We start from the raw sequence: 14,296 nt of genomic DNA, 5'->3' as shown, positions 1-14,296 counted from the left end.
TCCCCCCTCAGGCCGCGCGCGCGGCACGGACGACGCCCGCGACGGCGTCGGCGGACAGGTCTTCCAGGCGCAGCCCGGTGCCGCCCAGCGCGGCGGCCAGCCGGACGGCGAGGCCGAGCCGGACCGGCCCGCTCTCGCAGTCGACCACCACGCTCGCCGCGCCCTCGGCGGCGATCATCGCCGCGGCCCGGAGTGCGTCGCCGACGGCGTCGTGGGCGACCGGGACGGTGGCGCGGCCGTCGGTGACGACCACCAGCAACGCCCGCCTGCGCGGGTCACGCAGGCGCTCCACGGCCAAGGTCTTGCGGGCCCGCAGCAGGCCGTCGGCCAGCGGCGTCCGCCCACCCGTGCGCAAGTCGCGCAGCCGGGCCACGGCGGCTTCGACCGACGACGTCGGCGGCAGCACCAACTCGGCCGACGAGCCGCGGAAGGTGACCAGGCCGACCTTGTCCCGACGCTGGTAGGCGTCGCGCAGCAGGGAGATCACCGCGCCGGTCACCGCCGACATCCGCTTGCGCGCGGCCATCGAGCCGGACGCGTCCACGGCGAACAGGACCAGGTTGCTCTCCCGGCCCTCGCGCACCGACTTGCGGACGTCACCGGCCTTCACGATCAACGCCGTGCCAACGCGGCCACGCTGGTGCTGGTGCGGCGCGGCGGCGGTCAGCGTGCCGACCAGGTGGACACCCGCGCCCTGCGAGGTCGACGCCCGCAGCGCCCTTCCGGCGCCCGCCCGCGACCGGGACCGGCGCCCGGGGGCGCCCTCGCCGACACCGGCGATCTCCAGGTGCCGGGCGCGGAACGCCGGGTCGGGGGTTGCCGGTGCCTGTCCACCCGTGGGGGACTCCTGGGGCGACTGCTGGGAGCCCTGGGTGGGGCCGCTGGGACCGTCGCCCGGCTCCGGTGCGCCGCCGCCCGGGCCTTCCGGTCCTGGGTCGGGATCCGGGTCGGTGTGCTCGGCGGCGTCGCGCAGCGCCTGATCGAGCTGGTCCTGCTCGATGCCCGGCTCGTCGAACGGGTCGCGCCTGCGCCGGTGCGGCAGGGCGAGCCGGGCGGCCACGGCGACGTCGGCCTCCTCGACCTGCTCGGCGCCGCGCCACGCGGCGTGCGCCACGGCGGTGCGGGCGAGCACCAGGTCCGCGCGCATGCCGTCGACGTCGAAGGCCGCGCACACCGCCGCGATCCGGCGCAGCTCGCCGTCGGGCAGCGTGACCTTCGGCAGCGCCGCGCGGGCATCGGCGATCTTGCCTGCCAGCTCGGTGTCCGAAGTGGACCATTGGGTGGCGAACCCGGCCGGGTCGGCCTCGAAGGCCAGCCTGCGGCGGATGACCTCGGTGCGCGTGGGCACGTCCCGCGCCGCGCGCACCTCCACGGTCAGCCCGAACCGGTCGAGCAGCTGCGGGCGCAGCTCGCCCTCCTCCGGGTTCATGGTCCCGACCAGCAGGAACGACGCCGCGTGCGACACCGAGACGCCCTCGCGCTCGACATGCGCGCGGCCCATCGCCGCCGCGTCGAGCAGCAGGTCGACCAGGTGGTCGTGCAGCAGGTTGACCTCATCGACGTAGAGCACGCCGCGGTGCGCGGCGGCCAGCAGCCCCGGCTGGTAGGCGCGGACACCCTCAGTCAGCGCGCGCTCGAGGTCGAGCGAACCGATGAGGCGGTCCTCGGTGGCGCCCACGGGCAACTCGATGAGCCGGGCGGCGCGGGTGTCCCGGCCGCCGTCGTGCGGGCCGTCGGGGCAGCGCGGGTCGGGCGCGGCCGGGTCGCAGCTGAACCGGCAGCCGTGGACCGCGGCGATGTCGGGCAGCAGGGCGGCCAGCGCACGCACGATGGTCGACTTCGCTGTGCCCTTCTCACCCCGGACCAGCACACCGCCGATACCCGGGTGCACGGCGTTGAGCAGCAGCGCGAGTCGGAGGTCGTCGTGGCCGACGACCGCGGAGAACGGGTAGCCGGCGCTCATCGGCACACGACAACAAAGCTGGCAGGCAGCACGCCATGATCCTCACTCCGGGTCCGCGCCCGGGTCGGTCTCGGCAGGGCGGAGTGTCCTGGCTCCCGGATCGACGCGCCGCTCCGGCCTTCCCAGGTCGCCCCGGTGGCACGCGGGGGAGTGGCGCTCCCCGGTCACAGTGGCGGGACCGCACCGGAATCGCACCGGTTTCCTCGCACACCCTGCTTGGTCGCTCGCATCGTCGCAGACCCGACCCGCCACGACCAAGCCGCGTGGCGTGGATCTCGGCGGCGGTCGGTTACCGTGTGCACTCGTGGTGACTGTGGTGGGCATCGGTGCGGACGGGTGGGCAGGCTTGGCCGGACCCGCCCGCGACGCGCTGGCCAGCGCCGACGTGATCGTCGGGGTGGCCCGTCAGCTCGCGCTGCTGCCCGAGGAGATCGCCGCCGACCGGGTCGAGTGGCCGTCACCCCTCGTGCCCGCGATTCCGGCGATCCTCGACGCGCACCGCGACCGCGCGCTGTGCGTGCTGGCCAGCGGCGACCCGATGTTCTACGGGATCGGGGCGACCCTGGCCCGCCGGACCGAGCTCCGGGTGATCTCCCACCCGTCGTCGGCGTCGCTGGTGTGCGCGCGGCTGGGCTGGGCGCTGGAGGACGTCGAAGTGGTCAGCGCGGTGGCGCGGCCGGTGGTGCGGTTGCACGCCGTGGTCCACCACGGCCGCCGCGTGCTGGTGCTCAGCGAGAACTCGACCACGCCACTGGCCGTCGCCCGGCTGCTGACCGCGCGGGGATTCGGGGCCAGCCGGATGACCGTCGTGTCGTCGGTCGGCGGTCCGGACGAGCAGTTGGTGAGCGGGATCGCCGACGACTGGTCCGCCGCCGTCGGTGCCCTCAACATCGTCGCCGTCGAGTGCGTGGCCGCGCCGGAGGCCCGCAGGCTGCCCCGCACACCCGGCCTGCCGGACGACACCTACGAACACGACGGCCAGATCACCAAGCGGGAGATCCGCGCGGTGACGGTGGCCGCCCTGTCGCCGGAGCCGGGGCTGCTGCTGTGGGACATCGGCGCGGGCTCCGGCAGTGTTGGGATCGAGTGGATGCGGTCGCACCCGTCGTGCCGGGCGATCGCCGTCGAGCCGCGCGCGGACCGGGCCGAGCGGATCATCCGCAACGCCAACCGGCTCGGGGTGCCCGGCCTGCGGGTCGTGCACGGGTCGGCGCCGGACGCGCTGGAGGACCTGCCGGACCCCGACGTGGTGTTCGTCGGCGGCGGGGTGACCGTCGAAGGGGTCATCGCGGCCGGGTGGGCGGCGCTGCGGCCCGGCGGCAGGTTGGTGGTGAACGCCGTGACGCTGGAGTCCGAGGCCCTGGTCACCCGCTGGCGGGCCGACCTCGGCGGCGACCTGATCCGGCTCGCGATCAGCCGCGCGGCCCCGCTGGGCGCGTTCACCGCGTGGCGGCCGATGCTTCCGGTGACGCAGTGGACCGTGGTGAAGGAGAACCAATGACCGTGCACTTCATCGGGGCGGGCCCTGGGGCCGCCGACCTGATCACGGTGCGCGGGCAGCGGATCATCACCGCGTCGCCCGTGTGTCTCTACGCGGGCGCGCTGGTGCCGGAGGAACTGTTGGGCCTGTGCCCGCCTGGTGCGCGCAAGGTCGACACGGCGAACCTGACCCTCGACGAGATCACCGCCGAGTTGCTCGCCGCCCACGCCGACGGCCACGACGTCGCCCGCCTGCACTCCGGCGATCCGTCGGTGTTCAGCGCGATCGCCGAGCAGATCCGCCGCCTCGACGACGCCGGTGTGCCCTGGGACATCACCCCCGGGGTGCCCGCCTTCGCCGCGGCCGCCGCGTCGCTTCGCACGGAACTGACCGTCCCCGGCGTCGGCCAGACAGTGATCCTCACTCGCACCTCCGCCCGCGCCACGCCGATGCCCCAGGGCGAGGACCTCGACACACTCGGCCGGTCCGGGGCCACGATGGTGCTGCACCTGGCCGTGCAGCGGATCGACGAGGTGGTGGCCGAGCTGCTGCCGAACTACGGTCCACTGTGTCCGGTCGCGGTGGTCGCCTACGCGTCGCGGGCCGACGAGGTGATCCTGCGCGGGACGCTGGCCGACATCGCCGACCGGGTGCGGGAAGCCGGCATCAAGCGCACGGCCGTGATCATCGTCGGCAGGGTCCTGGCCCCGGAGGGGTTCTGCGACAGCCACCTGTACTCGGCCGCGCGCGAGCGTCAGTGAGTGCGGCCGACCTCGGCTGCCATTTGTACTTGGCCGCGGGGCAAAGGTCAGTGAGTGCGGCCGACGATCGTGCCCGCGCGGTCGATCACGACCACGTCGACCTCGACCTCCGCGCCGCGCAGCGTCGCCACGGCGGTGCGCTTGGCGCCCTCGGCCACCGCGTCGCCCAGGGGGATTCCCTCCTGCTGAGCCAGGGTGAGCGCTTCCAGTGCGGTGTTGCCGTTGGTGATCCGCTCGGCCAGTTCGGCGCTGCCGCCCGCTGCCGTGGCGGCGCGGGCCAGTGCGGCGAGGTCGACCTGGGAGCGGGCCGAGTGCAGGTCGAGGTGGCCGTCGGCCAGTTTGGACAGCTTGGCGAAGCCGCCAGATATGGTGAGCCTGGCCACGGGGTGGCGGCGCAGGTACTTGAGTACGGCGCCCGCGAAGTCGCCCATGTCGAGCAGGGCGTCCTCGGGCAGGCCATAGAGCGCCATGACCGTGCGCTCCGACGTCGATCCGGTGCAGCCCGCGACGTGCTGGTAGCCCGCCGCGCGGGCCACGTCGATGCCGCGGCGGATGCTGTCGATCCACGCGCTGCACGAGTACGGCACGACGATCCCCGTGGTGCCCAGGATGGACAGGCCGCCGAGGATGCCCAGGCGCGGGTTCCACGTCTTGCGCGCCAGTTCCTCGCCGCGATCGACGGAGATCTCCACGACCACGTCGCCGCTGCCGCCGTGCCGCGCGGCGACCTCGGCCACATGGTCGCGGATCAGGGTGCGGGGGACCGGGTTGATCGCGGGTTCGCCGACGGGCAGCGGGAGTCCGGCCTTGGTCACCGTGCCGACGCCGGGGCCCGCCACGAACGTCACGCCGGTTCCCGGCTCGCCGGGTCGGACCGTCGAGCGGATCAGCGCGCCGTGGGTGACGTCCGGATCGTCGCCCGCGTCCTTCACCACCCCCGCCATCGCGCTGCCGGGGTCGAGGTCCTCCACGGCGAGGGCGAACGCGGGCGTCTGTCCTTTCGGGAGCGTGATGGTCACCGGGTCGGGGAACTCGCCGGTGAGCAGCGCGGTGTAGGCGGCGGTGGTCGCCGCCGTCGCGCAGGCTCCCGTGGTCCAGCCGTAGCGCAGGCCCTCCGGCGTGCGCCGTTGTCCGGTCATGACACCAGAGTAGTGAGCTCATGAAGGTGCTCATCCTCGGCGGCACAGGTGAGGCAAGGGCCTTGGCCGCGGCCTTGGTTTCGCGGCCGGACACGACTGTCGTCTCCTCGCTCGCGGGCCGGGTCCGCTCGCCCCGGCTGCCGGTCGGCGACGTGCGGATCGGCGGGTTCGGCGGGCCGGAGAAGCTGGCTGAGTGGCTGGTCGACGCGCGAATCGACGCGGTGGTGGACGCCACCCACCCGTTCGCCGAGCGGATCAGCGCGTCGGCCGCCGCCGCCGCCGCGCGCACCGCGCTGCCGCTGATCATGCTGCGCCGTCCTGGATGGACCGAGCGGCCGGGCGACGCGTGGCACTGGGTGGGCGACCTGGACGAGGCCGCGCGGCTGCTGCCGTCGCTCGGCGAGCGGATCTTCCTCACCACCGGCCGTCAGGGGCTCGGCGCGTTCGCCGGGTCGGACCGCTGGTTCCTGGTCCGCTGCGTCGACCCGCCAGAGGTCCCGCTGCCCGCTCGGATGGAACTGCTGCTCGACCGCGGCCCCTACACCCTCGACGGCGAGCGCGACCTCCTGCGCGAACACAAGATCGACGTGCTGGTCACCAAGGACAGCGGCGGCGACCTGACCGTGGCCAAACTTGACGCCGCACGGGCGATGGGGCTGCCGGTCGTGGTGGTTCGGCGTCCGTCCATTCCGGATGTTCGGTCGGTGGCGAGCCTCGGCGAGGTGCTGGACTGGCTAGGCGCGCGCTGAGGCTTGGACCAGCAGTTCGACGCCGTCGAGGATCCTGGTCAGGCCGAAGTCGAAGCCGTCGGTGTCGAACGCGCCCGCCGCGGCCACCTTCGACAGCGCGGGGAACTTCTCGGCGGTGACATAGGCGTTCACCAGCGGCTCCCGCTCCGCCCACCACTCGACCTCGCTCAGCCCGCTGCGCGCCGAGGCGAGCTGGGAGTCCACCGACAGCATCGCCAGGCCCCGGACATACCCCTCGATCAGCAGGAACACCCCGAGCATGTGGTGGGGGTCGAGGCCCGCGGACTCGACCACGGACAGCAGCGCGTCCATCCGCACCGTCTCGTTCGGGCCCTGCAGCTCGTGGGCGCTCGGCGCGAGCAGCAGCCACGGGTGCCGGTGGTAGAGCGCCCACAGGTCGCGCGCGTAGGTTTCCATGGCGGGCCGCCAGCCCGTCGCGGTATTCGGGACCGCGGTCTCGCCGACGACGTGGTCGCGCATGGCGGCGACCAGATCGGCCTTGCCGGGAACGTAGGTGTAGAGCGACATGGTGCCGACGCCGAGCTTCTCCGCGACCCGGCGCATCGACAGCTCGGCCAGGCCGTCCCGGTCGGCCAGCTCGATCCCGGCGGTGACCACCGCGTCGATGGTCAGCCCCGGCTTGCGGCCCCGGCCCGCTTCGCCGGGGGCACGCCAGAGCAGTGCCATGGTCCGGGCAGGCTCCCTGCGCTCGATCTTCTCCGCCATGCCCGGCACCTCTCGTAGGATGTACGGTACAGTGTACGATAATGACTCGTACGGTGTACCGTACAGCCTAAGACGACCAGGGGGTAGTGCATGATCGCGGCCGACACCGCCACCCGTCTCGCGCGCTGCGCGGCCGTGTTCGAACCGGGGGAGCCCGCTCGCCTGGGCACGGTCGCCTTTCACGGCGACGTGCCCGCGGACATCGGTGCCGCCGGGGAGCTGACCATCGCCGAACCCGACGGCGGCACGGTGACGGTCCCCGTTGTGCGGCTGCCCGTCGCGGCCGCCGTCCCGGTGCTGACCAGGGCCCGCAAGGGGGCCGACGCCCACCCGGCCGCCGCGTTCTGGGGTGCCGCGGTGCTGGTGGGGCTGCAATTGGTCGCCCGTGGCCGGATCCTGCCCGGGATCACCGCCCACGGCTTCGACTCGTGGCGGGCCGGGCCGCTCGACCCCGGAGACCTGGACCGGCTGCGGGAGCTGGCCGACGCGATGCCCGCCGCGGCGCGCGCGGTGCCGGTGCCCGGTCGGGTGCCCGCCGAACTGGCCGACGCGCACACCCTGGTGCGCGGGTTCATCGACGCGGTGGCCGATGGCATGCCGCGCACCGCCGCCGCGCCAGTTGTGGCAGGCGGGCCGCTGTTCGCCGCGCGCAAGCCGGTGAAGGCCCCTCGGCTGCGCGGGTGGTCCGACGAGCTGTCGGCCGGACTCGACGCGGGCGTGCGGATCTCGTTGCGCGTCGAGGTCCCCGGCGACGACTACTCCACGGGTCAGTTCCACGCCGTCGTGCAAGGGCATTCGCTCGCCGACCCGTCGGTGGTGGCCGATGTGGCCGGGCTGTGGGAGCGCGGCGGGTCGGTCCGGGTCGACGTGACGATGGCCGTGCGGCGCGCGGCGCGGGTCTGGGCGCCGATGCAGCGGCTGCTCTCGCAGGGTGTGCCCGACCGGCTTGTGCTCGATGACGCCGACGTCACCGAGCTGTTCCAACTCGCCCCTCGGCTCACCGCGGCGGGTGTCGAGGTCCACTGGCCGAGGGACCTGCTGGCGCCGATCACGGCCAGGGCGGCGATCAGCGGGGCCGCGCCGTCCGACCTGCGCTCGGCGCTGGGCGGGGGTGCGCTGTTCGCCTTCGACTGGCAGCTCGCCCTCGGCGACCAGCCGCTGACCAAAGCCGAACTCGACCAACTCGCCGAGTCGCATCGGCCGGTGGTGCGCCTGCGCGACCAGTGGGTCCTGGTCGACCCGGAGGTCACCAGCAAGGCGCGGGAGCGGGAGCTGAAACCGGTCACCGCCGTCGAGGCGCTCGCGGTCGCGCTGACCGGCACCACCGAGATCGACGGCGAGCGCGTCGACGTCGTCACCTCCGACTGGCTGGAGTCCCTGCGCGCCCGCATCGCCGACCCGGACTCGGGTGCCGACGCCGTCGAGCAACCCGCCGAACTGGCCGCGACCCTGCGCGACTACCAGCTGCGTGGTCTGCGCTGGCTGGCCAGGATGACATCGCTGGGTCTGGGCGGCTGCCTGGCCGACGACATGGGTCTGGGCAAGACGATCACCCTGATCGCCCTGCACCTGCATCGCGGATCCGGGCCCACGCTGGTCGTGTGCCCGGCTTCGCTACTGGGCAACTGGGAGCGCGAGATCGCCCGGTTCGCGCCAGGCACCCCGGTCCGCCGCTTCCACGGCGGCGCCCGGACGCTGGCCGACGAAGGCTTCGTCCTGACCACCTACGGCACGATGCGCATGGACGCCGAGCGGCTCGCCGCGCACAACTGGGGGCTGCTGGTCGCCGACGAGGCCCAGCACGTGAAGAACCCGTCCTCCAGCACGGCGAAGGCGCTGCGCACAATCCCGGCCGACGCCCGCGTCGCGCTGACCGGCACGCCCGTGGAGAACAACCTGTCGGAGCTGTGGGCGGTGCTCGACTGGACGACCCCCGGCCTGCTGGGCAGCCTGTCGCGGTTCCGGGCCCGCTGGGCCAAACCCATCGAGGCCGACCAGGACACCGAGTTGGCCGCCCGGCTCGCCACGCTCGTGCGCCCATTCCTGCTGCGGCGGCGCAAGTCCGACCCGGGCATCGCCCCGGAACTGCCGCCGAAGACCGAGACCGACCAGCCGGTGTCGCTTACCCGCGAACAGGCCGGGCTCTACGCCGCCGTCGTCCGCGAGACCATGGCCGCGATCCGCGAGTCCGACGGCATGGCCCGACGCGGGCTGGTCATGAAGCTGATCACCGGTCTCAAACAGATCTGCAACCACCCGGCGCAGTACCTCAAGGAGCCATCGGCCGCGCTGACCGGCCGCTCCGGCAAACTCGAGCTACTCGACGAACTGCTCGACACGATCCTCGCCGAGGATGGGTCGGCGCTGGTGTTCACCCAGTACGTGACCATGGCCCGGCTGATCGAGCGGCACCTGCGTGAGCGCGGCATCGCCTGCGCGCTGCTGCACGGCGGCACCCCGGTGCCCCGCCGCGAGGAACTGGTCCGCCAATTCGGCGATGGCGCGTTCCCGGTGTTCCTGCTGTCCCTCAAGGCGGCGGGCACCGGCCTCAACCTGACCCGCGCCGACCACGTCGTGCACTTCGACCGCTGGTGGAACCCGGCGGTCGAGGATCAGGCGACCGACCGGGCCTACCGGATCGGGCAGACCCGGCCGGTGCAGGTCCACCGGCTGATCGCCGAAGGCACCGTCGAGGACCGCGTCGCCGAGATGCTGGCCACCAAGCGCGACCTCGCCGACTCGATTCTGGCAGGCGGCGAGGCTGCCCTCACCGAACTGACCGACGCCGAACTGGCCAACCTGGTGGAGCTGCGATGACGGCACTCGGATTCCCCGCCTTCCCACCGGTCGGCCGCGGCGTCTTCGCCCGCAGCTGGTGGGGCCGCGAGTGGATCAAGGCGATGGAGGACTCGGCACTCGACGAAGCCCAATTGCGCCACGGACGCAAGTACGCGCGTGGCGGGTATGTCGGCGCGATCACCGTCAGCGCGGGCAGGCTGTCAGCGACTGTCCGCGACTACGAAGACGACACCAGCTACCAGACCATCATGCGGCTGGAACCGTTGTCGGACGCGGAATGGCGGCGGTTCCTCGACCAGGTCGCGACCCAGTCGGGGCACATCGCCGCACTGCTCGACGGCGACATGCCCGCCGACCTGGTCGACGCCGCCGCCGACGCCGGGGTGCGGCTGCTGCCCGACATCGGCGACCTCGATCCGGAGTGCACGTGCCCCGGCTGGGAACTCCCATGCCGCCACGCCGCAGCCTTGGCCTACCAGGTCTCCTGGCTGCTGGACTCGGACCCGTTCGTGCTCCTGTTGTTGCGCGGCAAGGCAACCGCCGACCTGCTGTCCGACCTCCAGTCCCGCTCGGCGACCGAACCGGCCACCACCGCGTTCGCCAGACAACCCGCCGAACTCCCCGACCCACCCACGATCCCCACCGAAGCGCCGCCCCCACCCGACATCCCAGCCGCAGACGGCATAGACCCGGCAGGCCTAGCGCTCCTGGTCATCGACGCCGCACAGCGCGCCCGGCGCATGATGACCACCGACCTCCCCGACCTCCCCCGCACCGCCGACCTCGTGCGCTACGCCGCGACGTACCCGTCGGTCCACCTCGACGTCGACCCACGCGCCATCGAGGCATGGCGCAATGGCGGCTGGGACGGACTCCACGTCCTGGAAACGACTTGGCGCCCACCCACCGCCCTCACCGCCCGCGCCGCCGACGCCGCGAACACCGTCGCCGAGGGACCGATCGAGGTCCACCACAACCACTGGACAATGGGCAACACCCAGGTCCGCCTAGGCCGAGACGGACGCTGGTACCCCTACCGCGATCAGAACGGCCAGTGGTGGCCCGCAGGCCCCCCACAGCCAGACATCGCCTCAGCACTGATAGCAGTGCTGGCCTAGGGACCGCCAGGTCCTTCTTGTGGGGACCGTAGGTCCCTGCATTTCCCCCTGCACCCTCGTCCTGGCAATCCCTTGTCCGGGCCCAGTGAAGTCAAGGGTCAGCTCGCTGATCGCGCAGCGACGCCGCAGGCGCCCTTTACTTCACTGGGCCCGGACAAGACGCTGATTGACGAGGGAGCGCCCCCGCCCTCCGAAGCCCGAACGAGCCCACTCATCGGACATCCGGCGCCGCAGGGTAGGTCCGAGGTGTGAACACAACCTGAGTCCCATCCCCCCGCTCAACCACCCTGGTCTGAGACGAACCGATCAGCAACAGACACCGCATGTCGACGGTGGTCGGGTCAAGGTCGGCGAGGCGGACCACCCGAACCGTCTCCTCAGGCCCACCCACATCCCGCCCGATCACCACCGGCGTATCAGCAGACCGGTGCTCAAGCAGCAGATCACGCGCCTCCCCAAGCTGCCACGTGCGACTCTTAGACGCCGGGTTGTAGATCGCGATAGCCAGATCAGCCTCCGCGACAGCAGTCAACCGCTTGGTGATCACATCCCACGGCTTGAGTCGGTCCGACAGCGAGATCGTGCAGAAGTCATGACCCAGCGGCGCACCTACCCGGCTGGCGACGGCCTGGGCCGCGGTCAGGCCGGGCAGTACCCGCACCGGCACGTCGGTCCACTGTGGATCGGTGGCGACCTCCAGTACGGCCGTGGCCATGGCGAACACGCCCGGATCGCCTGACGACACGACCGCCACTCGCCTGCCGCGCTTGGCCAGGTCCAGGGCGAACGCGGCTCGCTCGGCCTCCACCTGGTTGTCGGAGGCGTGCCGCTGCTGGCGCGGGTTCGGCGGGACCCGGTCGAGATAGGTCTTGTACCCGACCAGGTCATCGGCCGCCGCCAACGCCTCCTGGGCTTCAGGGGTGAGCCACGGTCGACCCGCAGGCCCGGTACCCACCACCACAACCTCTCCGGAGACCTCGGTCTCAGGATGGATCTCAGCGCCTCCTGATACGCCCTCGTTGACCGGGCTCGTCAGCAGCGCCAGAGAGAAGTACGGCACCGTTGTCGGGTCCACTTCGGACAGCGGCAGACTGCGCCCGGTCTCCCACGTGGCCCGCTCCACGTACCGTGCCTGGTCCAACTTGCCCGCCGCCTCGAACGCCGCGCGGACCTTGCCGAACGTGCGACCCAGCTTGAGCACCGCCGCCGAGTCCGTGGCCGCCAAGTGCCGCGCCAGATCCTCGGCGGGCAGCGTCCCAGGCAGGATCGTCAGCACTTCCTCACCCTCGACCAGCGGCCGCCCCAGCACCGCCGCCGCCGCGCTCACCGACGTCACGCCGGGAACGACCTCCGTGCGATAACGCCCGCACAGCCGCTTGTGCATGTGCATGTACGACCCGTAGAACAGCGGGTCACCCTCGGCCAGGACCACGACATCGCGACCCGCGTCCAAGTGCACGGCCAACCGGGCCGCCGCCTGTTCGTAGAACTCGGCCATCGCACCCGCGTAGCCGCCGGGGTGGTCGGTCGTCTCGACGGTCAGCGGGTAGACCAACTGCTCCTCGATCTGACCTTCCCGCAGGTAGCGGGCCGCGACACCGCGCGCGATGGACTTGCCGTGGCGGGCGCTGTGGTAGGCGACCACGTCGGCCTCGCCGATCAGCCGCGCGGCCTTGACCGTCATCAGGTCCGGGTCGCCGGGGCCGAGCCCGACGCCGTAGAGGGTGCCCGTCATTCCTGCTCACTCGCGATCGCGTTCACCGCGGCGACGGCCATGGCGCTGCCGCCCCGCCGTCCCCGCACCACCAGATACGGCACGCTTCCGTGTTCGGCCAACGCTTCCTTGGACTCGGCCGCGCCGATGAAGCCGACCGGCAGGCCCAGGACCGCGGCGGGCCGCGCGCCCTCGTCGATCATCCCCAGCAGCCGGAAGAGTGCGGTCGGCGCGTTGCCGATGGCCACGACCGCGCCGTCGAGCTTGTCGCCCCACAGCTCCAGTGCCGCCGCGCTGCGCGTGTTGTCCAAAGTGGACGCCAGGTCGGGGACGCTGGGGTCGGACAGCGTGCAGATGATCTCGTTGTCGGCGGGCAGCCGCTTGCGGGTGATGCCGCTGGCGACCATGTGCGCGTCACACAGGATCGGCGCGCCCGCGAGCAGGGCCGCGCGGGCGGCGGCCACGACGTCGGGGGAGTAGGCGATGTCCTCGACCAGGTCGACCATCCCGCACGCGTGGATCATGCGGACCGCGACACGGGCCACGTCGGCGGGCAGCCCGGCCAGATCGGCCTCGGCCCGGATCGTGGCGAACGAGCGGCGGTAGATCTCCGCGCCGTCCCGGATGTAGTCGATCAACATTCCAGCCTTCCGTCCACCACGTAGCCACGCTCGGTGGCCACCACGTCCATCACCCCGGCGGGCTTGCCGCACCGCCGGTCACATCCCGACCAGTGCGCGGGCCGTCCCAGCGGCCGCGCGTCGGCCCGCACATCGGCCAGCGACTTCGCGCAGCCCGGTCGCCCGGTGCACGCGGTCACCCCGAGCCATGGCGAGTCCGGGTCACTGATCAAGCCGTCGATCCCCGGATCGCCGCCCGCGACGACGAAGCCACGCCACGGGGTCAGCACCACGTCGCCGAGTCGCGCTGCCTGGTCGGCCGTCAGCCTGCCCAACGGCACACCGAGGCCGAAGCCCGCGCTCCCGTCGGCGAACTCGACTGGCCCGACCGGCCCGACGACCGGCGGCCTACCCGTGATTCGTTCCTCAGTTCGGGGGAACAGCCCGGCGATGCGATCGGCGGGCAACTCGGCGACGCGCCACTGCTCGTCGCGCAGCTCCAGGAACGCTGTCGCGGCGGCCAGCATCGTCTCGACCACCTGGTCCGGCCGGACGCGGACGCCGTGGTCGGCGCCGCCCAGCAGGATCGCGACCGCGTCGCCCACCGGCAGCGCGGCCACGTCGGCGCCGAGCCAGGCGACATCGCCGCGGCCGTCGTCGAAGGCGAACAGGAACCGGCCCGGCAGCGCCGCGAGATCCGCGCGCCCGCACAGCTCATGGTCCAGTTCGGCCGCGAGCCCGGGCCGGCCGAGCGGCGAAGACATGATGTTGCGCACTTTCTCGTGCGTCAGCGACGGCAGCAGGCCCGCTCCGGCCAGCCGCGCGCCCAGCTCGACCTCGGCGCCGTCGGCCAGGCCGCGGACCTGGAGGTTGGCCCTGGAGGTCAGTTCCAGCGTCCCGTCGCCCAGCTCCCGCGCGGCGTCGGTGAGGGCTCTGACCTGCGCGGATGTCAGTCGGCCACCCGGAACGCGGACCCGCGCGAGACCGCCGTCCGCCGCCCGGTGCACGTCGAGTGCACCAGGGCAGGCATCGGCGCCCATACGGCGCTGGGAGGAAGGCACTGCCCGAATATAGGGTGAGCCGGACAAAGCGATGGCAAGCGGAGGAAGCCGGTGTGAGTCCGGCGCGGTCCCGCCACTGTCACCGGATCGGTTCATCCGGTCCGGGAGCCAGAAACTCCGGCCGTCGCAACCCACTACCCGGGGCGCGGACCCCAGGAAGGGCCTC

The 14,296-nt window shown here is 72.7% G+C and carries 11 protein-coding genes and 2 riboswitches; of the genes, 5 read left to right on the top strand and 6 right to left on the bottom strand.

Going from position 1 to position 14,296, the window contains the following annotated elements:
- Nucleotides 1-7 precede the first annotated feature (7 nt).
- Nucleotides 8-1,963, bottom strand: coding sequence for a magnesium chelatase subunit D family protein (locus tag BN1701_RS11190; RefSeq protein WP_054055779.1), 1,956 nt, complete (start codon nt 1,961-1,963; stop codon nt 8-10).
- Between the two features lie 81 nt (nt 1,964-2,044).
- Nucleotides 2,045-2,168, bottom strand: a riboswitch (cobalamin riboswitch).
- Nucleotides 2,169-2,267: 99 nt separating this feature from the next.
- Here BN1701_RS11190 and BN1701_RS11185 point away from each other — a divergent pair.
- On the top strand, nt 2,268-3,464 hold the full coding sequence (locus BN1701_RS11185; protein ID WP_054048066.1) for a bifunctional cobalt-precorrin-7 (C(5))-methyltransferase/cobalt-precorrin-6B (C(15))-methyltransferase: 1,197 nt from the start codon (nt 2,268-2,270) through the stop codon (nt 3,462-3,464).
- Nucleotides 3,461-4,204 (top strand): precorrin-4 C(11)-methyltransferase, encoded by a 744-nt coding sequence (gene cobM, locus BN1701_RS11180; protein WP_054048063.1) that lies wholly within the window; start codon nt 3,461-3,463, stop codon nt 4,202-4,204. The genes BN1701_RS11185 and cobM overlap by 4 nt, the downstream gene beginning before the upstream one ends.
- Before the next feature lie 47 nt (nt 4,205-4,251).
- Here the strand turns inward: cobM and BN1701_RS11175 are convergent, their stop codons facing one another.
- Nucleotides 4,252-5,343: a cobalt-precorrin-5B (C(1))-methyltransferase gene (locus BN1701_RS11175; RefSeq protein WP_054048061.1), complete on the bottom strand. Its 1,092-nt coding sequence runs from the start codon at nt 5,341-5,343 to the stop codon at nt 4,252-4,254.
- Between the two features lie 20 nt (nt 5,344-5,363).
- Here BN1701_RS11175 and BN1701_RS11170 point away from each other — a divergent pair, with 20 nt between their 5' ends.
- A complete protein-coding gene (locus BN1701_RS11170; RefSeq protein ID WP_054048059.1) occupies nt 5,364-6,092 on the top strand; it encodes a cobalt-precorrin-6A reductase in 729 nt (242 codons plus the stop codon).
- On the opposite strand, the gene BN1701_RS11165 is transcribed toward BN1701_RS11170, so the two are convergent.
- Nucleotides 6,078-6,818, bottom strand: a complete 741-nt coding sequence (locus BN1701_RS11165) for a TetR/AcrR family transcriptional regulator (RefSeq protein WP_054048057.1) — start codon at nt 6,816-6,818, stop codon at nt 6,078-6,080. The two genes, BN1701_RS11170 and BN1701_RS11165, sit on opposite strands and share 15 nt — an antisense overlap.
- Nucleotides 6,819-6,908: 90 nt before the next feature.
- On the opposite strand from BN1701_RS11165, the gene BN1701_RS11160 reads away from it, so the two are divergent.
- Together BN1701_RS11160 and BN1701_RS11155 are read left to right on the top strand one after the other, a co-directional pair.
- On the top strand, nt 6,909-9,635 hold the full coding sequence (locus BN1701_RS11160; protein ID WP_067520653.1) for a DEAD/DEAH box helicase: 2,727 nt from the start codon (nt 6,909-6,911) through the stop codon (nt 9,633-9,635).
- Nucleotides 9,632-10,735: an SWIM zinc finger family protein gene (locus BN1701_RS11155; protein WP_054048055.1), complete on the top strand. Its 1,104-nt coding sequence runs from the start codon at nt 9,632-9,634 to the stop codon at nt 10,733-10,735. Before BN1701_RS11160 ends, BN1701_RS11155 begins: the two co-directional genes overlap by 4 nt.
- Nucleotides 10,736-10,946: 211 nt before the next feature.
- Here BN1701_RS11155 and cobJ read toward each other — a convergent pair whose 3' ends face one another.
- The 3 genes from cobJ to BN1701_RS11140 all read right to left on the bottom strand — a co-directional run bounded on the left by cobJ (nt 10,947) and on the right by BN1701_RS11140 (nt 14,130).
- Complete coding sequence (gene cobJ / locus BN1701_RS11150) at nt 10,947-12,470, bottom strand: precorrin-3B C(17)-methyltransferase (RefSeq protein WP_054048053.1); 1,524 nt, start codon at nt 12,468-12,470, stop codon at nt 10,947-10,949.
- Complete coding sequence (locus tag BN1701_RS11145; protein WP_197672206.1) at nt 12,467-13,087, bottom strand: precorrin-8X methylmutase; 621 nt, start codon at nt 13,085-13,087, stop codon at nt 12,467-12,469. Before BN1701_RS11145 ends, cobJ begins: the two co-directional genes overlap by 4 nt.
- On the bottom strand, nt 13,084-14,130 hold the full coding sequence (locus BN1701_RS11140) for a precorrin-3B synthase (RefSeq protein ID WP_231949569.1): 1,047 nt from the start codon (nt 14,128-14,130) through the stop codon (nt 13,084-13,086). Before BN1701_RS11140 ends, BN1701_RS11145 begins: the two co-directional genes overlap by 4 nt.
- Nucleotides 14,126-14,271: riboswitch (cobalamin riboswitch) on the top strand. It overlaps the preceding gene by 5 nt.
- Nucleotides 14,272-14,296 lie beyond the last annotated feature (25 nt).

Source organism: Alloactinosynnema sp. L-07 (assembly GCF_900070365.1).
In the GTDB taxonomy this organism is placed as follows: domain Bacteria; phylum Actinomycetota; class Actinomycetes; order Mycobacteriales; family Pseudonocardiaceae; genus Actinokineospora.
Note: the sequence above shows the minus strand (reverse complement) of the source record. Positions and strands in the feature narration are given on the sequence as shown.